General features: G+C 68.3%; 27 protein-coding genes and 1 tRNA gene. 11 read left to right on the forward strand and 17 right to left on the reverse strand.

Going from position 1 to position 25899, the window contains the following annotated elements:
- Positions 1–10: 10 nt before the first annotated feature.
- Positions 11–499 carry a GlcG/HbpS family heme-binding protein gene (locus AC2YHJ_RS17460; RefSeq protein ID WP_487397367.1) on the forward strand — a complete coding sequence of 163 codons (489 nt, stop codon included), beginning with the start codon at positions 11–13 and terminating at the stop codon, positions 497–499.
- 65 nt (positions 500–564) lie between these two features.
- Here the strand turns inward: AC2YHJ_RS17460 and AC2YHJ_RS17465 are convergent, their stop codons facing one another.
- Both AC2YHJ_RS17465 and folE read right to left on the reverse strand, forming a co-directional pair.
- Positions 565–1275, reverse strand: coding sequence for an RNA polymerase sigma factor (locus AC2YHJ_RS17465; protein ID WP_487397368.1), 711 nt, complete (start codon positions 1273–1275; stop codon positions 565–567).
- Positions 1276–1312: 37 nt separating this feature from the next.
- A complete protein-coding gene (gene folE / locus AC2YHJ_RS17470; protein ID WP_487397369.1) occupies positions 1313–1960 on the reverse strand; it encodes a GTP cyclohydrolase I FolE in 648 nt (215 codons plus the stop codon).
- A 207-nt stretch (positions 1961–2167) separates the two neighbouring features.
- On the opposite strand from folE, the gene AC2YHJ_RS17475 reads away from it, so the two are divergent.
- The 3 genes from AC2YHJ_RS17475 to AC2YHJ_RS17485 all read left to right on the forward strand — a co-directional run bounded on the left by AC2YHJ_RS17475 (position 2168) and on the right by AC2YHJ_RS17485 (position 4980).
- Entirely contained in the window at positions 2168–3739 is a 1572-nt protein-coding gene (locus tag AC2YHJ_RS17475; RefSeq protein ID WP_487397370.1) for an FAD-dependent oxidoreductase, read from the forward strand.
- An 83-nt stretch (positions 3740–3822) separates the two neighbouring features.
- On the forward strand, positions 3823–4203 hold the full coding sequence (locus AC2YHJ_RS17480) for a patatin-like phospholipase family protein (RefSeq protein ID WP_487397371.1): 381 nt from the start codon (positions 3823–3825) through the stop codon (positions 4201–4203).
- 12 nt (positions 4204–4215) lie between these two features.
- Positions 4216–4980 (forward strand): DUF3734 domain-containing protein, encoded by a 765-nt coding sequence (locus AC2YHJ_RS17485; RefSeq protein ID WP_487397372.1) that lies wholly within the window; start codon positions 4216–4218, stop codon positions 4978–4980.
- A gap of 15 nt (positions 4981–4995) precedes the next feature.
- On the opposite strand, the gene AC2YHJ_RS17490 is transcribed toward AC2YHJ_RS17485, so the two are convergent.
- From AC2YHJ_RS17490 to AC2YHJ_RS17510, 5 genes are read right to left on the reverse strand one after another with little or no spacing between them, the layout of a single operon-like run.
- Positions 4996–5934 carry a DUF6282 family protein gene (locus AC2YHJ_RS17490; RefSeq protein WP_487397373.1) on the reverse strand — a complete coding sequence of 313 codons (939 nt, stop codon included), beginning with the start codon at positions 5932–5934 and terminating at the stop codon, positions 4996–4998.
- A gap of 38 nt (positions 5935–5972) precedes the next feature.
- Complete coding sequence (locus AC2YHJ_RS17495; protein WP_487397374.1) at positions 5973–6881, reverse strand: cupin domain-containing protein; 909 nt, start codon at positions 6879–6881, stop codon at positions 5973–5975.
- Between the two features lie 29 nt (positions 6882–6910).
- Positions 6911–7924 (reverse strand): Bug family tripartite tricarboxylate transporter substrate binding protein, encoded by a 1014-nt coding sequence (locus AC2YHJ_RS17500; protein ID WP_487397375.1) that lies wholly within the window; start codon positions 7922–7924, stop codon positions 6911–6913.
- A gap of 38 nt (positions 7925–7962) precedes the next feature.
- Positions 7963–8976, reverse strand: coding sequence for a Bug family tripartite tricarboxylate transporter substrate binding protein (locus AC2YHJ_RS17505; RefSeq protein WP_487397376.1), 1014 nt, complete (start codon positions 8974–8976; stop codon positions 7963–7965).
- Positions 8977–8980: 4 nt separating this feature from the next.
- Positions 8981–10054 carry a beta/alpha barrel domain-containing protein gene (locus tag AC2YHJ_RS17510; RefSeq protein ID WP_487397377.1) on the reverse strand — a complete coding sequence of 358 codons (1074 nt, stop codon included), beginning with the start codon at positions 10052–10054 and terminating at the stop codon, positions 8981–8983.
- A gap of 277 nt (positions 10055–10331) precedes the next feature.
- Between AC2YHJ_RS17510 and AC2YHJ_RS17515 the strand changes: the two genes are divergently transcribed.
- Positions 10332–11174 carry an IclR family transcriptional regulator gene (locus AC2YHJ_RS17515; protein WP_487397378.1) on the forward strand — a complete coding sequence of 281 codons (843 nt, stop codon included), beginning with the start codon at positions 10332–10334 and terminating at the stop codon, positions 11172–11174.
- A gap of 65 nt (positions 11175–11239) precedes the next feature.
- Here AC2YHJ_RS17515 and AC2YHJ_RS17520 read toward each other — a convergent pair whose 3' ends face one another.
- The 4 genes from AC2YHJ_RS17520 to AC2YHJ_RS17535 form a co-directional block, all read right to left on the reverse strand.
- Positions 11240–12763, reverse strand: coding sequence for a SpoVR family protein (locus AC2YHJ_RS17520; protein WP_487397379.1), 1524 nt, complete (start codon positions 12761–12763; stop codon positions 11240–11242).
- Between the two features lie 36 nt (positions 12764–12799).
- Complete coding sequence (locus AC2YHJ_RS17525) at positions 12800–14083, reverse strand: YeaH/YhbH family protein (protein WP_487397380.1); 1284 nt, start codon at positions 14081–14083, stop codon at positions 12800–12802.
- Between the two features lie 20 nt (positions 14084–14103).
- A complete protein-coding gene (locus AC2YHJ_RS17530; protein ID WP_487397381.1) occupies positions 14104–16119 on the reverse strand; it encodes a PrkA family serine protein kinase in 2016 nt (671 codons plus the stop codon).
- A gap of 500 nt (positions 16120–16619) precedes the next feature.
- Positions 16620–16709 (reverse strand) — tRNA-Ser (locus AC2YHJ_RS17535).
- A gap of 215 nt (positions 16710–16924) precedes the next feature.
- Between AC2YHJ_RS17535 and rplU the strand changes: the two genes are divergently transcribed.
- The 3 genes from rplU (at position 16925) to obgE (ending at position 18615) form a co-directional block, all read left to right on the forward strand.
- Entirely contained in the window at positions 16925–17242 is a 318-nt protein-coding gene (rplU, locus tag AC2YHJ_RS17540) for a 50S ribosomal protein L21 (protein ID WP_347543464.1), read from the forward strand.
- An 11-nt stretch (positions 17243–17253) separates the two neighbouring features.
- Positions 17254–17523, forward strand: coding sequence for a 50S ribosomal protein L27 (gene rpmA, locus AC2YHJ_RS17545; protein WP_487397382.1), 270 nt, complete (start codon positions 17254–17256; stop codon positions 17521–17523).
- A gap of 72 nt (positions 17524–17595) precedes the next feature.
- On the forward strand, positions 17596–18615 hold the full coding sequence (gene obgE, locus AC2YHJ_RS17550; protein ID WP_487397383.1) for a GTPase ObgE: 1020 nt from the start codon (positions 17596–17598) through the stop codon (positions 18613–18615).
- 96 nt (positions 18616–18711) lie between these two features.
- On the opposite strand, the gene AC2YHJ_RS17555 is transcribed toward obgE, so the two are convergent.
- From AC2YHJ_RS17555 to AC2YHJ_RS17570, 4 genes are all read right to left on the reverse strand, one after another.
- The gene (locus tag AC2YHJ_RS17555; RefSeq protein ID WP_487397384.1) at positions 18712–19197 is read right to left on the reverse strand and encodes a DUF1269 domain-containing protein; all 486 of its coding nucleotides are present in this window, start codon (positions 19195–19197) and stop codon (positions 18712–18714) included.
- 119 nt (positions 19198–19316) lie between these two features.
- Entirely contained in the window at positions 19317–20387 is a 1071-nt protein-coding gene (locus AC2YHJ_RS17560; RefSeq protein ID WP_487397385.1) for a GlxA family transcriptional regulator, read from the reverse strand.
- On the reverse strand, positions 20374–20799 hold the full coding sequence (locus AC2YHJ_RS17565) for a VOC family protein (protein WP_487397386.1): 426 nt from the start codon (positions 20797–20799) through the stop codon (positions 20374–20376). The genes AC2YHJ_RS17560 and AC2YHJ_RS17565 overlap by 14 nt, the downstream gene beginning before the upstream one ends.
- A 60-nt stretch (positions 20800–20859) precedes the next feature.
- Positions 20860–21135 (reverse strand): DUF4242 domain-containing protein, encoded by a 276-nt coding sequence (locus tag AC2YHJ_RS17570; RefSeq protein WP_487397387.1) that lies wholly within the window; start codon positions 21133–21135, stop codon positions 20860–20862.
- A gap of 188 nt (positions 21136–21323) precedes the next feature.
- Here AC2YHJ_RS17570 and proB point away from each other — a divergent pair, with 188 nt between their 5' ends.
- Positions 21324–22448 carry a glutamate 5-kinase gene (gene proB, locus AC2YHJ_RS17575; RefSeq protein ID WP_487397388.1) on the forward strand — a complete coding sequence of 375 codons (1125 nt, stop codon included), beginning with the start codon at positions 21324–21326 and terminating at the stop codon, positions 22446–22448.
- Positions 22449–22487: 39 nt separating this feature from the next.
- Here the strand turns inward: proB and AC2YHJ_RS17580 are convergent, their stop codons facing one another.
- The gene (locus AC2YHJ_RS17580) at positions 22488–22805 is read right to left on the reverse strand and encodes a hypothetical protein (protein WP_487397389.1); all 318 of its coding nucleotides are present in this window, start codon (positions 22803–22805) and stop codon (positions 22488–22490) included.
- Between the two features lie 195 nt (positions 22806–23000).
- On the opposite strand from AC2YHJ_RS17580, the gene AC2YHJ_RS17585 reads away from it, so the two are divergent.
- Positions 23001–23975: a Bug family tripartite tricarboxylate transporter substrate binding protein gene (locus AC2YHJ_RS17585; protein ID WP_487397390.1), complete on the forward strand. Its 975-nt coding sequence runs from the start codon at positions 23001–23003 to the stop codon at positions 23973–23975.
- Between the two features lie 73 nt (positions 23976–24048).
- Here the strand turns inward: AC2YHJ_RS17585 and AC2YHJ_RS17590 are convergent, their stop codons facing one another.
- A complete protein-coding gene (locus AC2YHJ_RS17590) occupies positions 24049–24468 on the reverse strand; it encodes a hypothetical protein (RefSeq protein WP_487397391.1) in 420 nt (139 codons plus the stop codon).
- Between the two features lie 153 nt (positions 24469–24621).
- Between AC2YHJ_RS17590 and AC2YHJ_RS17595 the strand changes: the two genes are divergently transcribed.
- Positions 24622–25884, forward strand: a complete 1263-nt coding sequence (locus AC2YHJ_RS17595) for a glutamate-5-semialdehyde dehydrogenase (protein WP_487397392.1) — start codon at positions 24622–24624, stop codon at positions 25882–25884.
- The last annotated feature ends 15 nt before the right edge of the window (positions 25885–25899 follow it).

The following is a 25899-nucleotide window of genomic DNA, read 5'->3' on the forward strand; positions in this document are numbered from 1 at the left end:
GAGACCGGCCATGACGCTTCGCACCACCCTCGCCGCCGCAGCCCTGCTGATCGGCACCGGCGCCGCCCAGGCGCAGGTCCTGCAGGAACGCAACATCTCGCTCGCCGCAGCGCAGGCGATCGCGCTCGGCGCCGTCGAGGCCTGCGCCGCGCGCAACATGAACGTCACGGCGACGGTGGTGGACCGTGCCGGCATCGTGCGCGCGAGCCTGCGCGCCGACCGCGCCGGGCCGCATACGGTGGAATCGAGCGTGCGCAAGGCCTTCACCTCCGCCTCCATGCGCAGCCCGACCTCGGCGCTGCAGCAGGCGACGATCGACAATCCCGGCGCGCGGAACCTGGTGGACCTGCCGGGCGTGCTGCTGCTCGGCGGCGGCGTGCCTGTGCGCGCGGGCGATGAGGTGATCGGCGCCGTCGGCGTTGGTGGCGCACCCAGCGGGCAGATCGACGAGGAATGCGCCAACGCCGGCATCCAGCGCGCGCAGGACCGTCTGCGCTGAGAGCCTGTTCGAGAATGCGCCGGACGGCGCATTCCCACGCGCCGCGCCAGCCGGATCGATAAACTCTATGGCGGCGGCGGGCCGAGGCCGAGTTGTGCCAGGACCGCCGCCGTCATCCGGTCGCAGCGTGCCCCGTCGAAGGGGAAGGCGTGGCGCAGCGTGTCGCCGAGCCGCTGATCCAACGCCGCGCGGAGCATCCGCCGCGCGCGGTGCAGCCGCGTCCTGACCGTCTCCGGCCGGATCCCGAGGATCTCCGCCGTCTCCTCGACATTCAGTCCATCGACATCCCGGGCGACGAGCACGGGCCGGAATACGTCCGGCAGGTCGTCGATCGCCTCCTCCAGCAACCGCCGGATCTCGCGCCGCGCGGCGGCACCTTCGGGGTCGCCTCCCTGCACCGTCGGAAACATGACTATGGATGCTCCCTGGCGCTGCTGCGCCGCCTCGATCGCCTCCAGGCCAGTCGTGCTCCGCCGGCGGCGCAGGCGCCCGAGCGCCTCATTGCGCGCGATGCACGTCAGCCAGGTCGAGAGACTGGCATCTCCCCGGAAGCCGCCCAGCGCCTGGAAGGCGCGCAGATAGGCTTCCTGCACCGCGTCCTCGGCCTCCGCATCGTCGCGCAGCACGCTGCGCGCGGCCCGGAACAGATGGCGGTTGTTGCGCCGGATGATTTCGCGGAACGCCGCCGGGTCGCCGCGGCGGGCGCGGCTGACCAACTCGCTTTCCGGCAAATCGGCCCCGGCGCCGTCCGGAGGCTGCTGTTGTTGTCCTCGCATCGGCTCGCTCCTCGCATGCCGTACCATTCGATGCCCGTCAGCCGAAAAGGTTCCCGGCCGCGCCTTCCTGTCCCTGCCGCCCAAGCCCGATCGCGGCGAGGAATTCGGCCCGCGTCCCGGCATGGTCGCGAAACGCGCCGAGCATACGGCTCGTGACCATCGCCGTGCCGGGCCTGTGGACGCCGCGGGTCACCATGCAGCCATGGGTAGCCTCGATCGCCACGGCGACGCCGCGCGGCCGCAAGGTCGTCTCTATGGCGTCGGCGATCTGGGCCGTCATCCGTTCCTGGATCTGCAGGCGCCGCGCATAGAGTTCGACGATGCGGACCAGCTTCGAGATGCCCACGACACGGGCGCCAGGCAGGTAGGCGACATGCGCCCGCCCGGTCACCGGCGCCATGTGGTGTTCGCAATGGGACACGAAGCGGATGCCGCGCAGCAGCACGATGTCGTCATAGCCGGCGCTCTCGCTGAAGGTCCGCTCCAGCAGGGCGACCGGGTCCTCCTCATAGCCACCGAACCATTCGGCATAGGCGCGCAGGACGCGGTCGGGGGTGTCGGCCAGCCCCTCGCGGCCCGGATCGTCACCGGCCCAGCGGATCAGGGTCCGCACCGCGGCCTCGGCCTCGCGGCGTGACGGGCGGGCGTCGGTCGTGGTCTCGATCGTCGTGGCGAGGGCATCCATGCCAATTCTCCTGATGTCGTAGCCGGCCTTCGTTGGCCATGCATTGGATGCCGCGATGCCCGTACCTGTTCCCGGGCATATCCCGGAACATATTCGGAAGGTGGTGCATCAAAGCCGATGCACGGGTGAGGCACGCGGATCAGCGACGCCAGCCCCGAGGCCGCGCCCTGCCCCGCAGTGGCGTTCGACGGCATGAAGGAGGCCCCCATGGGCGGAGAGCAGACGGCACCCACCGGCCCGGACCTGGCGCAAGGCGTCGCCCTGGCCGACCTGCCCGAGGACGGCATGCTCACCGGGCATGTCGGGGAGGAGGCCGTGCTCCTGATCCGCCGCGGCGCCGAGGTCTTCGCGGTCGGCGCCCATTGCACGCATTACGGCGGGCCGCTCGCTGAGGGCCTCGTGGTCGGCGAGACGCTGCGCTGCCCGTGGCACCATGCCTGCTTCAGCCTACGCAGCGGCGAGGCGGTGTGGGCACCGGCCTTCGACCCCATCGCCTGCTGGCGCGTGGAACAGCGCGACGGCAGGGCCTTCGTGCGTGAGAAGCTGCAGCCGGCCGCGCGGCGTGCATCCGGGGCGGCGCCCGGACGCATCGTCATCGTCGGCGGTGGCGCCGCCGGTTTCGCCGCGGCCGAACGACTGCGGCGCGAGGGCTATGCGGGCGGTCTCACCATGCTCAGCGCGGACGATGCCGCGCCATACGACCGACCGAACCTCTCGAAGGATTACCTGGCCGGGACGGCGCCGGAGGAATGGATCCCCCTGCGTCCGGACGGCTTCTACGCGGAGCACGCGATCGACCTGCGCCTGAATGCGGCCGTGGAGAAGATCGATGTCGCCGGCCGGCGCGTGCTGCTCGACGGTGGCTCCGAGGTTCCGTTCGACCGGCTGCTGCTCGCCACAGGCGCAGAGCCCATCCGGCCACCGATCCCCGGCGCCGATGGGCCACAGGTGCACACCCTGCGCTCCCTGCGCGACAGCCGCGCCTTGGTGAAGGCCGCGAAGGCCGCGCGGCACGCGGTGCTGGTCGGGGCGGGCTTCATCGGCCTTGAGGTGGCAGCCGCGCTCAGGGCGCGCGGTCTCGACGTGCATGTCATCGCACCCGAACGACAGCCGCTCGAACGCATCCTCGGGCCGCAACTCGGCGAGATGGTGCGCCGCCTTCACGAGGAGCACGGCGTCGTCTTCCATCTGGAGGACGGCGTGGCGGCCATCGAGCCGGGGCGGGTTCGCCTGACGGGCGGTGCGAGCCTCGCCGCCGATCTCGTGGTCCTCGGCACCGGCGTCCGGCCGCGCACCGAACTCGCCGAGCGCGCCGGGCTGGCGGTGGATCACGGCGTGCTGGTGGACGACCATCTGGAGACCAGCGCGCCGGGCATCTTCGCCGCCGGCGACATCGCCCGATGGCCGGATGCCCGCACGGGTGAGCGGATCCGCATCGAACACTGGGTGGTCGCGCAGCGGCAGGGCCAGGTCGCCGCGCTGAACATGCTCGTCCCCGGGCGGGCGCGCTTCACGGCGCCGCCGTTCTTCTGGAGCCAGCACTACGACAGCGCGATCAACTATGTCGGCCACGCCGCGCGCTGGGATGCGATCGAGGTGGAAGGCGACGTGGCCGCGCACAACGCCGTGCTGCGCTATCGTCGCGACGGGACGATCCTCGCAATGGCCTCGGTCGGCCGAGACATGGGAAGCCTGGAGGCCGAGGCGACGATGGAACGCGAAGGCACCGCAGCCCAGGGCGGCGCCCCGATGGGCGGAAGCCGTGCCGGGGACGATTGAAGGAGCGGCGCCGGGATTGCCGCCAGGACGGCGCCAGCGAGACGGCACCGATGCGCGCGCCCGGCCAGATGGAGATTTCGCCCATGAGCACCGCGACGGCATCGGCCCGGCCTTCCTCCTACGACAAGAAGGTCGCGCTCGTCCTGCAGGGCGGCGGCGCGCTCGGCAGCTACCAGGCGGGCGTCTATGAGGCGCTCTCGGCATCCGAATACCTGCCGGACTGGATTGCGGGCATCTCCATCGGGGCGGTGAATGCCGCGATCATCGCCGGCAATGCGCCGGACCAGCGCGTCGCGCGGCTGCGGCAATTCTGGGAGCGGGTCACCGCGCCGGCGACGTCCTGGTGCGGCCTGTTCGACGGCGCGTCGGGCGCCGGCTGGGGCGACGACCGGCTGGCCGCCGCCACCGCCGCGATGCTGTATGGCCAGCCCGGCTTCTTCGCCCCGCGGCCACCGGCCGAATGATTGTTCGGCCAGATGCCGGCCAGTGTCTATGACACCGGCGCCTTGAAGGGGACGCTGGAATCCCTGGTGGATTTCGATCGCATCAATGCCCGCGAGACCCGCTTCAGCGTCGGTGCGGTGAACGTGCGCAGCGGCGACTTCGCCTATTTCGACAATGCGGAGATCACCATCCGGCCCGAGCATGTGATGGCAAGCAGCGCCCTGCCCCCGGGCTTCCCGGCAGTCGAGATCGGGGGCGAACACTATTGGGATGGCGGGCTCGTCTCCAACACGCCGCTGCAGCACGTGCTGACCAGCGTGCCGCGGCGCAGCCGCTTGGTGTTTCAGGTGGACCTGTTCCCCGCGGGGGGCCCGGTGCCTGCCACCCTCGGCGAGACCTGGGAGAGGCAGAAGGACATCCGCTTCTCCAGCCGCACCCGCATGGTCACCGATGAACTGCGGCAGATCCACGACGTGCGGCACAACATCAACGAGCTTTGGGAAAAGCTGCCGAAACCGCTGCGCGCCACGCCGGAAGCGCAGTTCCTCTACGCCTTCGGCTGCGTCACCACCATGGACATCGTCGGATTGGTGGACCGTCCGCGCGAAGGCCAGGGCCACGCCAAGGATTACGCGTTCAGCCGGCGCGTGATGGAAGCGCGCTGGGCGCGCGGACGGGCGGATGCCGAGGCGACGTTGCGGGCATCGCCCTGGTTGGCGCCGATGCCGGCAGGGGTCGGCGCACGCGTGTTCGACGTCCTGGCCGGGATGCCGCAAGGAGCAAGCGAGGGCGCCTGATTCGCCGCGACCGGATCAGCCGGCGGTCGCCGCCGCCACCTCCGCCTCGAGCTCGAAAGCCCGCGCAGCGTTGCTCGACACCATGCGATGGATGTCCGCCTCGCCATAGCCGAGGTCGAGACAGAGCCGGACCCCGCGCCGCATGCCCTCAAGCGGCGTCAGCGTCCCGGTCTGGCCGAGATCCGAGGCGAGGATCGTCTGGCCGATCCCGGCGGCGTCGATCTGGCCGCGCAGCGCCTCCTCCTCACAGACCTTGAACTTCGATCCCTCGATGAACATGCAGAGCGAATGCTCGACGAAGGCGCCCATCGCCGCGATGCCGCGCACATCGTTGAGGCTCGCGCCGACGATCTCCTCGGGATGCGTGAAGACGAGGCGCTTCACGCCACGACGCTGCGCTTCCTCGAAGACCAGCCAGGTTTCGCTGACATGGATATGCCCGCTGGCCAGCGCCATGCCGGTGCGGGCGACGATGTCCAGCACCTCCTTCACGTCGTCGCGGACCTTGCCATTCGCATCCAGAACAGGGACCGGCGCGGCGGGCCGCATCTTCTGCGTCGAGGCCGGATGGCTCCAGTTGGAGGACTTCTCCCAGCGCAGATGGTTCTCCGCGGCCAGGGTCGGCATGAAGACGATCTTGCCGCCCATCGCCGCGTGGTGCTCGACGGCGTAAGGATTCATGCCGCCCACCACGTTGTTCAGCACCAGGCTGGAATACACCTTCGTGCGAAGATCGGGATTGTGGCGCGCGATGAGCGCCGCCGTCATCACGCCGCTGTAGTCGTGATCCTTGGTGATCACCGCGGCGAAGCCGGCCTTCTCGTAGGCGCGTGCCAGTTCGAGATGATCGATGGCGCGTGGCGCGATGGACGGGCCGGAATGCACATGCGGGTCGATGGCACCGACCAGGATGCGGTCGATGCGGGCATCGAGGTCGTCAGCGGTGGCGGACATGCGGAGTCCTCCGATGAAGTATGGAAACGGAACGGTGCTCAGCCCTGGCCGGGCATCGGATAGTCATTCGCGTTCAGCACCCAGCCCGGTTTCTCCGAGAAGTCGATGCGTGGCGGAGAGAAGATGTCGATCAGCTGGTTCACGCCCGCATCCACGCCGCGGCTGGTATGGATGGACGGCGGCGGGATCACGCAGACCGAAGGTGAGGCGCAATGCGCTGCGAGGTCCTCGCGCCACTGCGTCATATCCACCGTCCAGGGCCAGCGCAGGTGGTGGACGAAGGCGCCGCTCAGCGCCAGCGAGCCCTGCTCGAAATCGTCGTGGTGATGCGGCGAGAGCCTGGTGACGTCGCGCGGCCCCTCATAGGGGTCGATGAGGTTCACCATCAGCGTGCTGCAGCGGAAGATCCGACCGAAGCGACCCGGTTCCGGCGGCACGTCCAGGCTGTAGGCGCGGACGCGGTATCCGCCGCGCGGCGCCGGCCAGGGGGCGAAGGGCGGCAGGTTCGGATGCGGCTTCGCGTAGGAGGTGGCGTTGCTGCATTTCGCGGCCAGATCGTCCGATTGGGTACTGAAGATGCGAACCACCTCGCCGCCCGCCGGCACGGTGACGCGGCTCGCGCCAGGCGGCACCACCGCGAGGGAATAGCCGGGCACGTCCTCCCGTTGTTCGCCGGCCTCGATCACCACCGAGGTTCCGGGATCCTGCAGGAGGACCACGTATTCGTCCGCCTGCGCGCCGCGCGACAACACCGCCCCCGGCTTGGCGCGCGTATAGGCGACCAGGAAATTCTGGCCGCGCACATACCAGGTGTCGCCCGCCGGTCCGCTTTCCTGCGGCGGTTCCTCATAGAAGCGAGCAATCTCGGCGCCGGCGAACTCGGTCGCAGCCGCACGGGTTGTGGGGGCACCGGCCAGGGCGGCACGCGGGTCGGAAGCGTCATACATGGCAATCGATCCTCATCCAGTACCGCGGCCTACTGCCGCGGTATGCCTGCCTGCGCGACCACCTGCGCCCAGCGCGCATTCTCTTGCGCGACATAGGCACGGAAGTTCTCGGGCGTGCTGCCCTCCGCCGGAAGCACGCCCAGTTCCAGCATCTTCTGGCGGATCTCGGGGAGGGCCACGGCGCGCATCAGCTCGGCATTCAGCCGATCCACGATCGGCCTCGGCGTGCGGGCGGGCACGGCGATGCCGTTCCAGGATCGCACGACATAGCCCGGCACGCCGGCTTCCTCTGCCGTCGGCACATCCGGCATGCCGGAGAAGCGCTGCGGAGCGGCGACGGCGAGCACCCGCAGCCGCCCGCCCGTCGCCTGCGGCAGCACCGGCGCGAGGATCTCGGAGGCCAGCTGCACGTCGCCGGTCGAGGTGGCGTTCAGCAGGTCCGGCGTGCTCCGATAGGGAACGGTGACCATCTCGGTGCCCGTCATGCTGCGGAACAGTTCGGCGCCCAGATGCTGCGCATTGCCCACCGCGATGGAGCCGAGATTGATGCTGCCCGGGCGCGCCCGCGCCGCGGCAACCACGTCGCCCAAGGTGCGGTAGGGTGAATTGGCGCCGGTGACCAACACATGGTCGAAGAAGGACATCTGACCGACGAATTCCAGGTCGCGCATGATGTCGTAGGGCAAGCGCTGATAGGTCGCGGCGGCCGTGGAATCGGTGGTGGTCAGCAGCAGCAGCGTGTAGCCATCCGGTGCGGCGCGCGCCACGGTTTCCGCCGCGACGATGCCGCCCGCACTGGGACGGTTCTCCACCACGACCGTCTGGCCGAGCGCCGCGCCCAGCTTCGCCGCGACCAGGCGGGTGGTCAGGTCGCCCACGCCGCCCGGCGCAAAGCCCACGATCCAGCGGATCGGCCGCGATGGCCACGCCTGTTGCGCCAGCGCCGGCGTGGCGAGCAGGCTTGCGCCCGCGACCAATACCGCGCGGCGGCGCATTGCGGGCTGCACGGGCCAGGGCGTCGCGCGCCCGTCTTGCTTGGTCATGCTTCCTCCTCCTCTACGCCGATTGTTCCAGTGGTTGCCTATTGCTTCTCGATCCCGGCGTCCGCGATCACACGGGACCAGCGTGCGGCTTCCTCGACGAAGAAGGCGCGGAACGCCTCGGGCGTCGTCGGGCTCGGGCTGACGCCCATGTCGAGCAGCCTGTCGCGGACATCGGGCAGGCCGAGAATGCGGTTCAGTTCCGCATTGAGCCTGTCCACGATGGAGCGCGGCGTGCGCGCCGGCAGTGCGATGCCGTTCCAGGACCGCACGATGTAGCCCGGCAACCCGCTCTCGGCGGATGTCGGGACATCGGGCAGACGGGCGAAGCGTTCGGGTGCTGCGATCGCGATGGCGCGGATGCGCCCGCCGGTAATCTGAGGCAGGGCCGGCGGCAGGATCTCGGAAGCCACCTGCACCTCCCCCGTCGCGGTGGCGTTCAGCAATTCGGGCGTGCTGCGATAGGTGACGAGCGTCGCATCCTGCAGACCGAGCATGCTGCGCAGCAGCTCCGCGCCCAGGTTCGTCGCGTTGCCGACGCTGATCGAGCCGATGTTGAGCTTGCCCCGATTGGCCCGCGCATAGGCCGGCAGGTCAGACAGTTTCTGCACCGGCAAGTTCGGCGTGACGGCGATGACATGGTCGAAGAAGGAAACGCGCGAAACCAGCTCGAAATCCGCCATCGGGTCGAAGGGCAGGCGGTTGTAGAGCGCCGGTGCCGTCGCGGTGGTGTTGGTGGCGAGCAGCCATGTGTGGCCGTCCGGCTGCGCGCGGGCGACCGACTCCGCCGCAACGATGCTGCCCGCGCCCGGCCGGTTCTCGACGACGACAGGACGGCCAAGCGATTCCGCGAGCTTGGGGCTGATCAGCCGGGCCGTGAGATCCCCCGCGCCGCCTGGCCCAAAGCCGACAACGAGACGCAGCGGGCGATCGGGCCAACCCTCGACGGCGCCGGCTGGGCGGGCGCGCAGCAGGGCAGGTGCGGCAAGCAGCACACCCGCGGCGAACGCCCCGCGGCGAGAAAGCGTGGGGATAGGAGGAGTCCTTTCCGGCATGACTTCAGCGTTCCTTCGTGTCTTGCCCGCCCGTCGGCGGGATGAATGCGCGCCAATGATCGGTGCGCAGCGGCATGTCAGCGAAGCTGCGCCGCACGTCCGCGGCGCGGCCGACGATCTGTTCGGCCGTCAGACCTTTGCGTTCCAGGTAGCCAGCGAGTTGCGCCACCGCGTCGGTCAATACGCCAAAGCCGCGCAGCATGACGTTGGAGGCAATGCCCACACCTGACGCGCCCACGAGCATCATGCGCGCCACATCCAGCCCGTCCTGCGCGCCGTTGATGCCGATGAGCGACGCGTCCGGACCAAGCCGTGCGCGGGACAGCGCCAGCCAATGGCAGGTCAGCGGCAGGTTCCAGAAGCCGCCGATGCCAAGGCTCGTGCCGAGCATCGGTGCCAGCGTGTCGAGATCCGGCACCATGCCGAGCAGCCGGCCCGCCATGACGACCGATTGCGCGCCCGCCCCGAAGGCCGCCTCGGCCAGCTCGGGAACGCGCTCGCTCTGCCCGGTGATCTTGATCCAGACCGGTAGCGAGACCGTGGCGCGAAGCTGGCCGACGATCTCGGCCACTCGCGCGGGGGAAAGCTCGGTCGCGACGGCGCCCTTGGCGGCCTGGCTGGCATAGGGCGTGCCGATATTGAATTCGAGCACGCGGAGCCCCGCCTGCTCGACGCGCCGCGCCATGGCGAGCGCCGGATCCATCGCACCGAGGATGAGGCTCGGCACCAGCAGCGTGTCGCTGGCCCGCGCCTCACGGTCCAAGGCGACCGCGGATTCCAGCCAGGCGTCAAAGGGCTGCGGCGACAGGCCCGAACGCGTCGCGAGGGTGACGGAACGCGGCGCCTGCGCGCCCCACGGCACGGGCTGCCAGCGTTCATCCAGCGCGACGTATTCCGCGCGCTGGAGCTGATCCTTCGCGGCGTCCGATTCATTGGTGGACTTGATGACGACGGCACCGGCGCCGGCACGGATCGCCGCACGCACGCCTTCGGCATCCACCATGTGTTCGGCCGGCGCGGCGATGACCGGGTTCTTCAGCCGCAGCGCGCCGATCGCGATGTCGAGCGCGACGGTCATGCCGGGAGGCCCCGCACGGGCGCCACCGCGGGAGCAAGCGCAGGCACGGACCCGAGATTTGCTTGCTGCAATTGACGTTCCTCCTACGCGAACATCGTTCCCGTATAGAGAACTTCACGCGCCTCGCCGTGTCAAGCATCATATCGGTGACGAGTGGCAGGCCGGCCATCTTTCTTATTAATTATCAGATGAATAATGGCCTCTCGGTACAGTTTGACCGGAGCCTTGACACCAGGCCGGCGCGTGCTGTTGTTCTTCACTGGCGAACAGTCGGGTATTGGACGAAGCGATGCAGGGATCGAAACCGAGGCTGACGACGGGCGTCCAGGCGGCCGATACGGTGCTGGCTGTGCTGGAGGTCGTGGCCTTCGCCGAGGAACCGATCGGGGTCACGCAGGTCGCCGCCGCGGTTGGCATCGCGAAAAGCGCCGCCTTCCGCCACCTGCATACGCTGCTCGAACGCGGCTATCTGGTGCAGGATCCGGTCTCCAGCCGCTTCCGCCTGGGATCCAGGGTGTTCCTCCTGGCCCGCATGGCGCCTGGCGGCCAGGATCTAGCCACAGCCATTCAGCCGGCCTTGCGCGAGGCGCGTGACGCGTCGGGCCTGGCCGTCGTGCTCAGCACGCCGACGCCGCAGGGCGCCTTCGTGCTCGCCACCATGTCCGGCACGCAGGCCGTCGATATCGGCGTTCGGGTCGGCAGCAGCCTGGCGTTGCACGCCTCCGCTCAGGGAAAGGTCTTTGTGGCCTATGGCGGCGCCGGTCTGCTGGATCGTCTGCTGGCATCGCCGCTGCCGGCCTTCACGGCGCATACCATCACGGGCGCGGAGGCGTTGAGGGCGGAGATCGCGCGTGTTCGGGCCGAGGGCTATGCCGTCGCGCCGGAGGAGGTGCTGCTGGGCGTGAACGCACTGGCGGCACCGGTTCGGGATGACCACGGGATCGTCATCGCCGCTGTCTCGCTTGTCGGATCGATACAGCATATCGCGGCGCGGCCGGATGCGCGCCTGCTGAAGATCGTGATGGATCTCGCCGCGCACGCCGGGCGTCTGATTGCCAAGCCTGGCGTTGCCGCCATCAACCCGGACCGGTGGCGTAGTTCACTGACTGCGCCGCGGTGAGGTCACCGCCGAGACCCTTGATCAGGCGGGCTCCTGGCGGCTTCCTGCGCCAGGGGCGGAACCGGTCAGCTCGTCGGCGGATTGCCACGGTGAGTGGCAAGAACTGCACCCGTATTGCCGTCAACCTCCTGAAGCTTCACGCCGTAGCCCCAGAGTAGCGCGAGGTGACGCAGGGTTGCCTCGGCATCGGCTTGATGGAGGAGCCGCCCAGGGCGCGTGCGATGTTCCACCCGCAGCTCGCGATCTCCCTCCAGATCAAGATCCACGATCTGCAGATCGGCATCGGTTTCGCCAGGGTCGTAGTGCCGCGCCAAGGTACGACGAATCTCCCGATAGCCAGCCTGGTCGTGGATCGCATCGACCTTCAGCATGGGATCGCTCACGTCATCCAGAAGCCGGAACATGCGGAACTGCCGCATGACGGCGGGCGACAGGAACTGAAGGATGAAACTTTCGTCGCGAAAGTTCGCCCATGCATGGCGCAGGGAACCGAGCGGGTCACCATTGCCGGCGATATCCGCGAACCAGCGCCTGTCTTCGTCAGTGGGCGCCGTGCAGATGCGTTCAATATCACTCATGATGGCGTAGCCCAGGGCGTATGGGTTGAAGTCTGCGCCGCCTGGTTCATCGAAGGCCGGCTGCATCATGACATTGCTCGTGGAATGAAGCGCCTCCATGAAGGCTGAATCATTGATCCGGCCCGCTTCGTGCAGCCGCGTCATGATGCGCGCATGCACCCAGCTTGCGCATCCCTCATTCATCAGCTTCACCTGCGGTTGCGGGTAAAAGTACTGCGCAATGAGCCGCACGATGCGAACAATCTCCCGCTCCCATGGCTTGAGGCGTGGCGACAGCTTCTCAACGAAGTAGAGCAGATTCTCCTCGGGCAGCCCGAGCCGGCGCCGCCGCTCCGCGGACGCATCGCTGTCGCGCGCCGTCCGGGTGCGCGGCACGGTTCGCCACAGATCATTGAACTCGCGCGCGTCATGCTCGCGGCGCTCGCGTTCCCTCTGTTCCTCTGCCTTCAGGTTGAGCGGGCGGCTTCCGGCGTGGCGGTGCACCCCGTGACGCGAAAGCGCATGCGCCGCATCAAGAATCCGCTCCACCGCCGCCGGCCCATGCTGATCCTCACACCGACCAACGTAGCCGCGTGCGAACTCCAGGTAGTCGAGTATCGACGACGGCTCCGTCCATTGCTGAAACAGATGGTTGTTGCGGAAGAAGTGGTTGTGGCCAAAGGCGGCATGCGCGATGACCAGTGTCTGCATGGTCGCGCTGTTTCCCTCCATCAGGTAGCTGATGCAGGGATTGGAGTTGATCACCACCTCATAGGCGAGGCTCGTCCAACCGCGCCGATAGCTCGTCTCATGTTGCAGAAAGCGCTTGCCATAGGACCAGTGGCGATATGTCAGCGGCATTCCATGGGCCGTATAGATGTCGAGCATCTGCTCGGCCGTGATCACCTCGATGCGGTTCGGAAAGACCTCCAGGCCGAGTTCCTCGGTGGCGATCTGCTCGACCGCATCGTAGCACCGCTGAAGCGTCTGGAAATTCCAGTGCGCGTCGTCGAACAGGAGCCGGGAGGACATGGGCGGTCCCTCCTCACTGGGATCGGCTTCGGATTTTCAACTGGCCAACATGCGTTTCGCGAACAGATCGCGGAAGACCGGGAAGATGTCGCGGCGCTCGCTCACGCGGCGCAGCGCGAGACTGGGTGCGTGTTCCGCGACTGCCTCGTAGCCCTGCCAGAGGTCCGAGTTTACCGCCCTCGCCGATCCTGGGGGCGCGATCTCGATATAGGCAAAATACTGCACGATCGGCAGGATATCCGCCTCCAGCATGCTGACCGCTCTCACCGTGTCGCCGCCGAGGTTGTCGCCATCCGAGGCCTGCGCTGCGTAGATGTTCCAGGAGTCAGCGGGGTAGCGCTCGCGCTGGATTCGAATGAGCTCCGCAAGCGCACTGGAGACGACCGTGCCGCCAGTCCGCGGGTCCGTGAAGAACGTCTTCTCGTCCACCTCGTCGGCCATGTCCGTGTGGCGGATGAAGACCAGCTCGACCTTGCGGTAGCGTCGCTCGAGGAAGATTCGGAGCAAGAGAAAGAAGCGCTTGGCGAGGTCCTTCATCTCCTCGGTCATGGAGCCGGACACATCCATCAGACAGAACATCACAGCCCGCGCAGAGGGCCGAGGCACCAGAGCAAAGCGCCGGTAGCGCAGATCCACGGGGTCGATCCACGGAATCCGCGCGAGCCGGCGCAGCGCGAGCGCCAGTTCCGCCCGCATGATCTCGAGCCGCCCGTGATCCTCTCCGCTCGCCTCGAGCTCCTCGATGTCGACCTCCAGCTTGCGGACGTCCTCCGGCTTCGGCCGGCGCAGGCCGACCCGGCGCGACATGGATTGGCGCATCGTGCGCGAGAGGTCGAGCTGTGACGGCATCCCGGCAACGCTGATGCCAGCGCGGGTCGGCGCCAGGTTCTCCATCTCGACGATCTGACGCTTCACCAGGTCGGGCAATTCCAGATCGTCGAAGAACAGGTCCAGGAACTCCTCCCGGGTCAGCACGAAACGGAACCTATCCTCCGCAGCGCCGCCTTCGGAAGCGCCGGTGCCGCCGCCCGTTCCACCGCCCCTCGATGGCCGCGCGAGCCGATCGCCCACCGAGAACTCGCGATTGCCCGGAAGCACCAGTTGGCGCGCGCCACCGGTGAAGACAGTGTGAAAGGAAGGCTCGTGCAGCGGATCTGCCGGGATGGTCACGACCTGGCCATGACCGATTTCGCGCAAGGTGCCCCGGTCAACCGCTTCGCGCACCGCCTGCCTTAGGGCAGCGCGGGCGCGGGCGAGGACGCGCTGCCGGTTCTCGAGGTTCTTGCCGTGTGGATTGGCGCGTCGATCGATGATGTCCAAGCGGTTGTACCCCGCGCGACTCAGGCCGACTGCTTGACCCGCATATACCATTCGACCAGTCGTCGCACCTGGCGTTCGGTATAACCGCGGGCGACCATGCGTGCCACGAACTCGCTGTGCTTCTTCTCGGTCTCGCCATCCTTCTTCGAGCCGAAGCTGATTACCGGCAGCAGATCCTCCACCTGGCTGAACATGCGCTTCTCGATCACGTCGCGGATCTTCTCGTAGGACGTCCAGGATGGATTCCGCCCCCCGCTGCTCGCCCGGGTTCTCAGGGCGAACTTGACCACCTCGTTGCGGAAGTCCTTGGGATTGGCGATGCCGGCCGGCTTCTCGATCTTGGTCAGCTCGGCGTTGAGCAGTTCGCGGTTCATCATCTGGCGGGTGTCGGGATCCTTGAAGTCCTGACCCTCCATCCATGCATCCGCATAGTCGAGGTAACGGTCGAACAGGTTCTGACCGTAGTCGTGATAGCTCTCGAGATAGGCCTTCTGGATCTCGTTGCCGATGAACTCGGCATAGCGGGAAGCCAGTTCGGACTTGACGGTAGCGAGGTAAGTCGCCTCCGTTTCCTGTGGGAACTGCTCGCGCCTGATCGACTGTTCCAGGACATACATCATGTGGACCGGATCGGCCGAAATCTCGGTCGGGTCATGATTGAAGGTGGCGGATAGCACCTTGAAGGCAAAGCGCGTGGAGATCCCGTCCATCCCCTCATCCACGCCGGCCGCGTCGCAGTATTCCTGCAGGGTCCGCACATTCGGGTCGGTCTCGCGCAGATTTTCCCCGTCATAGACGCGCATCTTGGTGAAGGGCGGCGAGTTCTCGTGGGGCTTGAGCCGCGACAGCACCGCGAAGCGGGCCAGCATCTCCAGCGCGTGCGGCGCGCAGGGTGCCTCGGCCAGGGCGGAACCGCGGATCAGCTTCTCGTAGATCTGGATTTCTTCCGTGACGCGCAGGCAATACGGCACCTTCACCACGCTGACGCGGTCGAGGAACGCTTCGTTGGTCCGGTTGTTCCGGAAGCCCTGCCACTCAGCCTCGTTCGAGTGGGCCAGGATGATGCCTTGGAAGGGGATGGCGCCGATGTTCTCGGTGCCGACATAGCTGCCCTCCTGCGTGGCTGTCAGAAGGGGATGCAGGACCTTGATGGGCGCCTTGAACATCTCAACGAATTCAAGGATGCCCTGATTGGCCCGGTTCAGCCCACCGGAGAAGCTGTAGGCGTCGGGATCGCTCTGGCTGAAGGTCTCGAGCCTGCGGATATCGACCTTGCCGACCAGGGCGGAAATGTCCTGGTTGTTCTCATCGCCGGGCTCGGTCTTGGTGACCGCGATCTGGCGCAGGCGCGATGGGTAGACCTTCGCGACCCGGAAGCGGCTCAGGTCGCCATCGAACTCTTCCAGCCGCTTGAGCGCCCACGGGCTGGCGACGCCGCTCAGATATCGGGTGGGGATGCGGTATTGCTGTTCCAGGATCGGTCCCATTCGCTCCGGGTCGAACAGGCCGAGTGGGGTCTCGAATACCGGGCTGAGATCCGGTCCCGCCTTGAGAACGTAGATCGGTTCCCGCTCCATCAGGCTCTTCAGGCGCTCGCCGAGCGAGGATTTGCCGCCACCGACGGGCCCCAGGAGGTAGAGGATCTGCTTGCGTTCCTCGAGGCCCTGCGCGGCGTGGCGGAAGAAGCCGACAATCCGCTCGATCGTCTCCTCCATGCCGAAGAATTCGGCAAAGGCGGGATAGACGCGAATGGTGCGGTTCATGAAAATGCGAGCGAGACGCGGATCGCGCGCCGTATCAACGAGCTCGGGCTCGCCGATGGCCCGCAGCATCCGCTCGGTCGGGCTCGCGTAGCATTGGGGATCCTGGCGACACGCATCCAAGTAGTCAGCGAGACTCAACTCGACTTCACCACGCCTGTCGCGCATCGCGCGGTGCTCGGAGAAGACGTCGCGGAGTTCAACCATCCCGATCTCCCGGCTGCGATGCGATCGCATGCCGACGCTACTGATCTCTTTGATCTTGAGCGGCGTCACTGCCACAACAAGGCAGCGTCACTGACGTATTCTCACGTGTCATGCACCCGCGCCGGTGTGGTGTTCAAAGATCGGAGCGCGGCCTTGCCAATGGTGGATCGCAAGGGTCCGGAGCATTCGGCACGGCGAGTTGCAGCGCCCTCCGCGCCCGTCCCCGCTGCTGGACATATCCGGTCATACGGGACCGGCCTGAGCGGATCACCCAGGCACGGCTTGGGCCGCTCAGCAGAAGGACGTTCGACTATCGCCCTATGACTAGGATGCCGAGTTCGGCGATGCGCCAGAGCGGCATGCTCTACTCGGCGGCCCGTACTATCCGGCGGTCAAATGGCCTGAAGGTGGCGGAGGCAAGCTTCGTGGTCACCTCCGACTCGTCCGGATCGCTTTGAACCGCAGCCTCCCCGAGACCACCGCACCCCCGGGCAAATGGCGGCCACGTGCCAGCCCTCTGCCAAGATCGCGGAAATGCCAGATATGCTTTCTAATCATTGAGTTAATGATGGCGGAGAGGGTGGGATTCGAACCCACGGTACAGTTGCCCGTACTTCGGTTTTCGAGACCGACCCGTTCGACCACTCCGGCACCTCTCCGCGCGCCGGCCGAAGCCGGCATAAGGTTCCCCGGTCGAGGGGTCCCGCCGTATAGTCGTCTCCCTCGCGCCGCGCAACGCCCCCAAGCCGTTGACGGCGGACCCCGCCCAGCGCTATAGGCCCCCTCCCACGGCGGCGCCTCGGTGCCGCCGACGGTCGTTTTTGGGCCGACACCCAGAAACCACACGCAGTTTGAAAGAGTCCCGGGGCGACCCATGACCTATGCAGTGATCCGCACCGGCGGCAAGCAGTACCGCGTCACCCCCGACGCCGTGCTTACCGTCGAGAGGCTCGAGGCCGAACCCGGCTCGACCGTGACCTTCCATGACGTGCTCCTGGTGGGCGGCGAGGGCGGCCTGTCCGTCGGCGCGCCGACCGTGCCGGGCGCGTCCGTGACCGCGACGGTTGTCGAGCAGTCGCGCGGCGACAAGGTCCTGATCTTCAAGAAGCGCCGCCGCCAGAACAGCCGGCGCAAGAACGGCCATCGCCAGCACCAGACGGTGCTGAAGATCGCCGCCATCACCGCGGCGTAAGGAGCACACAAATGGCTCACAAAAAGGCAGGCGGCTCGTCCCGCAACGGTCGCGACTCCGCCGGCAAGCGCCTCGGCGTGAAGCTGTTCGGCGGCCAGACCGTGAATGCCGGCTCCGTCATCGTGACCCAGCGCGGCACGAAGATGATCCCCGGTGAGAACGTCTACGCCGGCCGCACGCACTCGCTGCACGCCAGCGTCGATGGCCGCGTCCAGTTCGTGCGCCGCGCCGAAGGCCGCGTGCACGTGACGGTCGTGCCGGCCGCCCAGGCCGCCGAATAACCGCACGCATCCGCGTCGCGCGTTGGCGGGGGCCTCAGGGCCCCCGTTTTCGTTTGCAGAGCGCCAGGCACCATGAAATTCCTCGATGAAGCCAAGGTTTGGGTGAAGGCCGGCGACGGCGGCGACGGCGTCGTCGCCTTCCGGCGCGAGAAATTCATCGAGTTCGGCGGCCCCGATGGCGGCAACGGCGGCAAGGGCGGCGACGTGATCGCCGAGGCGGTCGAAGGCCTCAACACGCTGATCGACTATCGCTACACGCAGCATTTCAAATCCCGAAAGGGCGGCAACGGTGCGGGCGCCGACCGCACCGGCGCGGGCTCGGACGAAGTCATCCTGAAAGTGCCGGTCGGCACGCAGATCCTCGCCGAGGACAAGGAAACGCTGATCGCCGACCTCGATGCCCCGGGCAAACGGGTGGTCGTGGCGCGCGGCGGCGATGGCGGCTTCGGCAATGCCAACTACAAGACCAGCACCAACCGCGCCCCGCGCCGCGCCGACAAGGGCTGGCCTGGCGAGGAGCGTTGGCTCTGGCTGCGCCTGAAGCTGATCGCCGATGCCGGCCTGGTCGGGCTACCCAATGCGGGCAAGTCCACCTTCCTCGCGGCGGTTTCCGCGGCGAAGCCAAAGATCGCCGACTACCCCTTCACCACCCTGCATCCGCAGCTCGGCGTGGTGCGGCTGAACGCGACCGAGGAATTCGTCCTCGCCGACATCCCCGGCCTGATCGAGGGCGCGCATGAAGGTGCGGGACTCGGCGACCGCTTCCTCGGCCATGTCGAACGCTGCGCCGTGCTGCTGCACCTGATCGATGGCACGCAGGCCGATCCGGCCGGCGCCTACCGCACCATCCGCGCCGAACTGGCGGGATATGGTCACGGCCTGACCGACAAGCCGGAGATCGTCGCGCTGAACAAGGCCGATGCGATGACGCCGCAGGGCCGCGCCTCCCGCATCAAGGCGCTGGAACGCGCCTGCGGCCGCCCCGTGCTGGTGATCAGCGGCGCGACCGGCGACGGCGTGCCCGAAGCCCTGCGCGCGCTCGCCGACACCATCCACACGCGCAATCAGGCCGAGGCCGACGCCGCGCTCTGACGCTGTTCCCGGCCCGATGCATGGGGCCGGGATCATCAGGCATGACGGCGGCTGACGCGCTGCGAACGCGCGCGCCGCCATCGGGACATGGAACTCTCAGCCTGCGCGTAGCGCCTCGCGCAGCTTCGTCTCCTGCTCGCTCGTCAGGTTGGTGCGCAGCACGGTGCCACCGAAATGCGCCATCGCCGGCAGCACCTTGTCCGCCGTCACCTTGCGCACCAGCACGCACAGCGCCGCCTGGCCGGGCGTCAGTGCCTGGGCGGCTTCCTTGAGGAACTTGTCGTCGATCCCGACATCGGTGAGGTAGCCGCTGAGCGCCCCAGCCCCTGCCCCGGCCGCCGCGCCGAGCAACGGGTTGAGGAACAGCAACCCGATCAGCGTCCCCCACATCGCGCCGCCGGCGGCACCCGCTGCCGTGGTGTTGATCAGCTGGTGCAGCTTCACCGCACCATCCGCCTGGCGTTCGGCGACCACGGCATCGCCGAGCTCGATCAGGTATTCCTTCTGAAGCTCCATCAGCTTCGCACGCGCTGCCTCCGCCGTCGCGACGTCGGGGTAGGCGATGATCACCAGATCGGCCATGGCATCCTCCTTATGGGTGACGGAGATGCTCGCCGGCATGGCGCCACCCCCTGGATCTCACCCTAGAGCCTCCTTGGCGGGCGCGGCAGCCGGATCGGGATGAAATCTGCTCGCTCGGCTCAGCCGTGGGACGCGCCTTCAATTCGGCGTCGCGGAAGGTTGAAGCCGGCGAAAGCCTTGCGGTACTCGGCGGGGGTCATGCCCGTGTGGCGACGGAATACCGTGCGGAAGAAGGCGATGTCCTCGTAGCCGATGCGGTCGCACACGGCCTGGACCGAGTTTGCCCCCTGCTCGAGCATCTGCTTCGCGGCCTCGACGCGGAGCGCCTGCAGGTAGGCGAGCGGCTGCCGGCCCGTCGCCGCCTTGAAGCGCCGGATGAAGGTTCGCGCGGCCATGCCGAGATCGCTGGCCATCGCATCGAGAGAGACATCGGAGTCGAAGCGCGCCTGCAGCCATTCCTCGGCCTCACGGATGCGCGCGTCATCGTGCGGCCGCGCGAGGGTCAGCACCGCGTAGCCCGATTGCCGCGCGCGCGGCATGCCGACGAGCAGCGCCTTGGCGCAGCGGACGGCTACCTCACGGCCACAAAACATCTCGACGAGGTGAAGCGAAAGGTCGATCGCGGCATAGACACCGCCGCTGCACAGCACCCGCCCGTCCTCGGTCACGAAACTGTCGGGCTCCCAGCGCACGGCGGGGTATCGCTGCCGTAGGATCTCCGCCATCGCCCAATGCGTGGTGGCACGCCGCCCATCGAGCAGCCCCGCCTCGGCAAGGAAGGCGGCGCCGCTGCAGATGCTCGCGATGATCGCACCCTCGGCATGGCGCGCACGCAGCCAGGGCAGCAGCGGCGCATGGCGCCGCATCTGGCCGTCGAGGTCGAGCCCGCTCGCCGCGACGATCACGATATCCTGCCGGGCAATGTCCTCGAGCGCGTATTGCGGCACCAGGCCGACGACGCAGGCGCTTTGCACGGGCAGGCCATCGAGCGAGGCGACGCGGACGTTGAAGCGTTGCTCGGGTGCATCCCCGCGGAGCGTGTTCCACAGCAGTCCGGCGGAATGCAGAACCTCGATCGGGGCGACCGCGGTCGAGGCGAAGCTGCCTTCGGTCAGCACCACGGTGACGTCGATCACCGCCGCATCCTTGGCTCGGCGGTCCTCCGCGGGTGCCTTGTCACGCCGGGACATCAGCCTGCCTCTCCTCGCGCGTCGCGTCCTGCTGCCACAGACCGACAAGCGCACCGACCACGTCCTGGACCAGTGCGATCCGCACCCGGCCCGAGGCCGCCAAGGGTGGCACGATCACCCGCCCGCCGCACGCGGTGATGCGCCCGATCGCCGCCTCCAGCGCTGCGACACGGAGATAGGGCGTCCAATGCGACGGCACCCCGGCCGCGAGATGCTGCTGCCGCAGCTGGTAGGCCGACCCGACATCCCCTCCCCCATGCCGGAACCGGATGACCGTGCCGCCGCCGGCGTGTTCCTCTCGGGCCGTCCATCCGAAGGCGCTGCGGTAGAAGCCGGCGGCCGCGGCGGCGTCCGTCGCCGCCAGGTCGACCCAGCAGAAGTGGCCGAGCGAAGCGTCGATGCTGTCGATCATGGCCTTGCACCCTCCAGCGTCCCGCGCGCGCCCAGGCAATCCGGCGCGCGCGGGGCTCGCTCAGGCCGCCGCCGTCATGGGGCTGATGACGCCGCGGACCTCGGTGACCTTGTTGGCCGGGAAGCCGCTGATGCGGGCGTGCTCCTGCACCAGGGCCTGATCCTCGGCGAGGTAGACGCAAAAGGTCTTGTTGTCGGCGACGAAGGATTCGACCCACTGCACCTTGCCCTGAAGCTGCGCCAGGGCGTCGTTGGACGTCGCGGCGGCCTGCTTGAGCTGACCGGCGTCGAAGCCTCCGACGCCCGGCAGTTCCCGTTCGATGATGAAACGCTTCATGTCGGCTGTCCTCCTTGGGGTTTGCGACCATGTGATGGGACACCAACGGGCCGCCAGAAGGCAGACAGGACTCCCGACTTTGATGGGGGGCATTTCTGCCATCCGGATGCGAGGGAAAGGCGCCTCCCCCGGTTCCGCCGCGGGTCGGAATGCATTAAGGCTACGCCGCCTTTCGTCATCGTTATCGCATGGACACCAAGCTTCCCTCCCTCGCCAGCGCCCGTCGCATCGTCATCAAGATCGGCTCCGCCCTCGTCGTGGAGGAGAAGACGGCCGTTCCGCGCGCCACCTGGCTCGCCTCGGTCGCGGCGGATGTCGCGGCCTTGCGCGCCGGGGGCGCGGAGGTGGTGCTGGTGTCCTCAGGCGCCATCGCGCTGGCCCGCCGCGCGCTGGGGCTGACGCGCCGCACCCTGCGGCTTGAGGAAAAGCAGGCCGCCGCCGCGGTCGGACAGATCCGCCTCGCCGGTGCCTGGCAGGAAGCGCTGTCCGCGCACGGCATGAATGCCGCGCAACTTCTGCTGACGCTCGAGGATTCCGAGGACCGCCGCCGCTACCTCAATGCCCGCGCGACGATCTCGACGCTGCTGTCGCTGGGCTGCGTGCCGGTGATCAACGAGAACGACACGGTCGCCACGGCGGAGATCCGCTTCGGCGACAATGACCGCCTCGCCGCGCGTGTCGCGGAAATGATCAGCGCCGATGCGCTGGTGCTGCTGTCGGACATCGACGGCCTCTACACCGCCGATCCGCGCAAGGACCCGGCTGCCGCGCATATTCCCGCCGTCGATCGCATCACGAATGAGATCATGGCGATGGGTGGCGAACCGCCGCCGGGTTATTCCTCCGGCGGGATGCGCACGAAGCTGATCGCCGCGCGCATCGCGACCGGCGCGGGTTGCGCGATGGCGATCGCGCTCGGCCAGCGCGACAATCCGCTGGCGGCTTTGGTGGATGGAGCGCGCTGCACCTGGTTCCTGGCAGCGCCGGAGGGGCGCACCGCGCGCAAGCGCTGGATCGCGGGCAGCCTCGCGCCGCTGGGTGTGCTTCGCGTCGATGCGGGTGCTGCGCGCGCGTTGCGGCGCGGTTCATCGCTGCTGCCGGCTGGCGTGCGCGCCGTGGAAGGCGACTTCACGCGCGGCGATCCGATCAGCGTGCGCGATGAAGCGGGACATGAACTTGCCCGCGGCCTGTCGGCCTATGATGCGGAAGCGGCCCGGTTGATCGCGGGGCATCGCAGCGAGGAACTGGAATCGCTCCTCGGCTGGCGCGGGCGTGACGAGATCATCCACCGGGATGACCTCGTCCTGCTGTAGCGCGGAGCGAGGGAGGACACTGCCCTCCCCCGCACCACATCAGCCGCGCGGCGCGACGGGCAGGTAGCGCACCGACTGGTTCTCGCCGGTGCCCTCGACCACCGCGACGTAGCCCGACTGCGCGGGCAGCACGGGGCGCGGCAGCTCGACCGAGATGTTCTCGCCCGTGCCGCTGATGGTCGCAGGCGCAAGCGGCGTGCCCTGCGGGACCGCGCCGGCATAGGCAACCGATTCATTCTCGCCGCTGCCGCCGACATAGGCCTGCGCGGTGATGGTCGTCGGCGCCGCGATGGCAGCCTGCGACACGGCGAGGCCGAACACGGCAGCGGCGGCGATGCGGGTGACGATGGCATTCATGATCTGTCGTCCTTTGGTGTGTCGTGGTGTCGGAAGCTTCCTGACCACCACTTCGCCAAAGGAGATGGGACGGTAACGCGACCATCCCAACGCACCATGGTTATCACCGCCATGCGTTCGGCGAATGATGACTTGTGGCGATTCACCACCATGCGACACTCCGCACAACGACATCATCGACCGGGACGAATATCCATGATCGAACGCATCACTCGACGCGGCCTGCTGGCTGCCGGCGCACTCACGGTCGCGAGCCCCGCCATCGCGCAGGATGGCTTCCCCAATCGTCCGATCCGCATGCTGGTGGGCTTCACGCCGGGCGGCGCGGTGGACATCGCCGCGCGCAGCTTCGCGCCGAAGATGGGTGAGTTGCTCGGTCAACCCGTCGTGATCGAGAATCGTCCCGGCGCGGGCAGCAACATCGCGACCGAGGCGGTGGCGCGCGCTCCGGCCGATGGCCATACGCTGCTGCTCGGCACGATCGGCGCGCTGGTGATCAGCCCAATGGTGATGCGCCTGTCTTTCGACCCGCAGCGCGACCTGGTGCCGGTGTCCATCGCGGTCGACCTGTTCAACATCCTGGTGGTGCCGGCGGATCGCCCCTGGCGCAGCACCGCCGACCTGATCGCGGCGGCGAAGGCGGCGCCGGGCCGGCTGTCCTATGGCACCAGCGGCATTGCCGGCAGCCCGCATCTCGCGGGCGTGCTGTTCGACCGGATGGCCGGGATCGAGACGGTGCCCGTGCATTATCGCGGCGGCGCGCTGGTCGCGACGGACCTGCTGTCGGGACGCATCGACTACTCCTTCGCCACCGCGCCGTCCGTGCTGCCGCATGTGCAGGCCGGCCGGCTGCGCGCGCTGGCGGTGCCGACGATCAATCGTTCGCGATTGCTGCCGGAGGTGCCGACCGTTGCCGAAAGCGGCGTGCCCGGCTTCGACGTGCCGGGCTGGTATGCGGTGGCCGCGCCGCGCGGCACGCCGGAGCCGGTGATAGCGCGCCTCGCCGCCGCGATGCGCACGGCGCTCGACGATGCGGAGGTGACGGCGACGCTGAACCGCAGTGGCCTCGAACCCATGCCGACGACGCCGGCGGCCTTCGCCGAAGCCTGGGCTTCGGAACGCACGAAGTGGGAGCCGATCGTCCGCGAAAGCGGCATCCGCATCGAATGATGCCCGCTGCGCGACGAAGCGCAGCGGGCATGACCAGGTGGCGGCACCGCGACGTGCCGTCAGCCGGAACGGCTTAGCGCCGCGCCGGCGTCGTCATCTGCACTTCCTGCACATAGACGACCATCTCGCTGGAGCCGGAGCCGATCGTGACGGCGCGGCCCGGGGCGAGCGCGACGGGTGCTGACATCAACGCTGTCTGCGTCATCGCCATGCGTCCATTCGTATCGCGATAGACGGTCATCGCGCCTTCGCCGACGCCGATCGTCACCGCCTCGAAGGAGCCGGCGAGGCCGGCGCGGGTGCCGCTCGCGCCACCCGCGGTGCGCGGCATCATCATGGAGTCCACATAGATCACCATCTGGTTCTCGCCGCTGCCGATCGTCACCGCGTAGCGGCGCGGTTCGGGGGTGGGAGCGGTCTGGGCCAGCACCGGGCCGGCAGCGAGCGCGCCGAGCAGCGCGGCACCGGCAAGACGCAGGGTCCTGTTCGACATAGCAGTTTCTCCATGCATCGTGATGTGAAGGCACGGGCCCTGTGCCGTGTGATGTTTCGCCCCCCGCACGGCATCGGTTACGCACCGTTCCGCAATCCGCCGCTTCCCCCGGCGGCGCCGTCGCGATAAGCCTCCCCACCGGAGACCCTTATCGTGAACGCCATCCCCCAGGACGCTGCCCGCCTTCTCGACACCGTCGCCCGCGCCGCGCGCGAGGCCGCCGCCATCGTCGCGCGCGCCCCGACCCCGGCGAAGGACCTGGCGCTGCGGGAAGCCGCCGCGGCGCTGCGCCGCAACGCGCCGGCGATCCTCACTGCCAATGCGGCGGACCTCGAGGGCGCGCCGAACCTGACCTCGGCCTTCCGCGACCGGCTGACGCTGACGCCGTCACGCATCGAAGCGATGGCCGCGGGCCTCGAGGATGTCGCAGCACTGCCGGACCCTGTCGGCCGCGTGCTCACCGAATGGACGCGGCCCAATGGCCTTGTAATGCGCCGCGTCGCGCAGCCACTCGGCGTCATCGGCATGATCTTCGAAAGCCGCCCGAACGTGACGGCGGATGCCGCGGCACTCTGCCTGAAATCCGGCGATGCGGTGATCCTGCGCGGCGGGTCGGAGAGCACGCGCTCCGCCGCCGCCATCCATGCCTGCCTGGTCGATGGGCTGCGCGCCGCGCAACTGCCCGAGTCCGCGATCCAGGTCGCCCCCACCGCCGACCGCGCCTTCGTCGGCGCGATGCTGCGCGCGGCCGGGCTGATCGACCTGATCGTGCCGCGCGGCGGCAAGGGGTTGGTGACGCGGGTGATGGAAGAAGCGCGCGTGCCGGTCCTCGCCCATGCCGAGGGGCTCTGCCACACCTACATCCACGCCGGCGCCGATCCGGCGATGGCGCGCAGCATCCTCGCCAACGCGAAGATGCGCCGCACCGGCATTTGCGGCGCGACGGAGACGCTGCTGATCGACGCCGCCATCGCCCCGTCGCTGCTGCCGTTGCTGATCGATGACCTGCGCGCGCTCGGCTGTGACTTCCGCGCCGATGATCGCGCGCGGGCCATCGTCGCCGGCCTGCCCGCGGCGAGCGAACAGGATTTCGGCACCGAATGGCTCGACGCCATCCTGTCCGTGAAGGTGGTCGATGGCGTGGCCGATGCGCTCGCGCATATCCGCCGCTATGGCTCGGAGCACACCGAGGCGATCGTCACGAACGATGAGGCAGCGGCACGCGAATTCCTCGACGGCCTCGATTCCGCAGTCGGCATGTGGAATGCCTCCACGCAGTTCTGCGACGGCTTCGAATTCGGCTTCGGCGCCGAGATCGGCATCGCGACGGGTCGGATGCATGCGCGCGGGCCAGTCGGGCTCGAGCAGCTCTGCACCTACCGCTACCACGTGATCGGCACCGGCCAGACGAGGTAGATTTCTCACGCCCTC

This window comes from Roseomonas sp. SRI_022 (assembly GCF_057586215.1).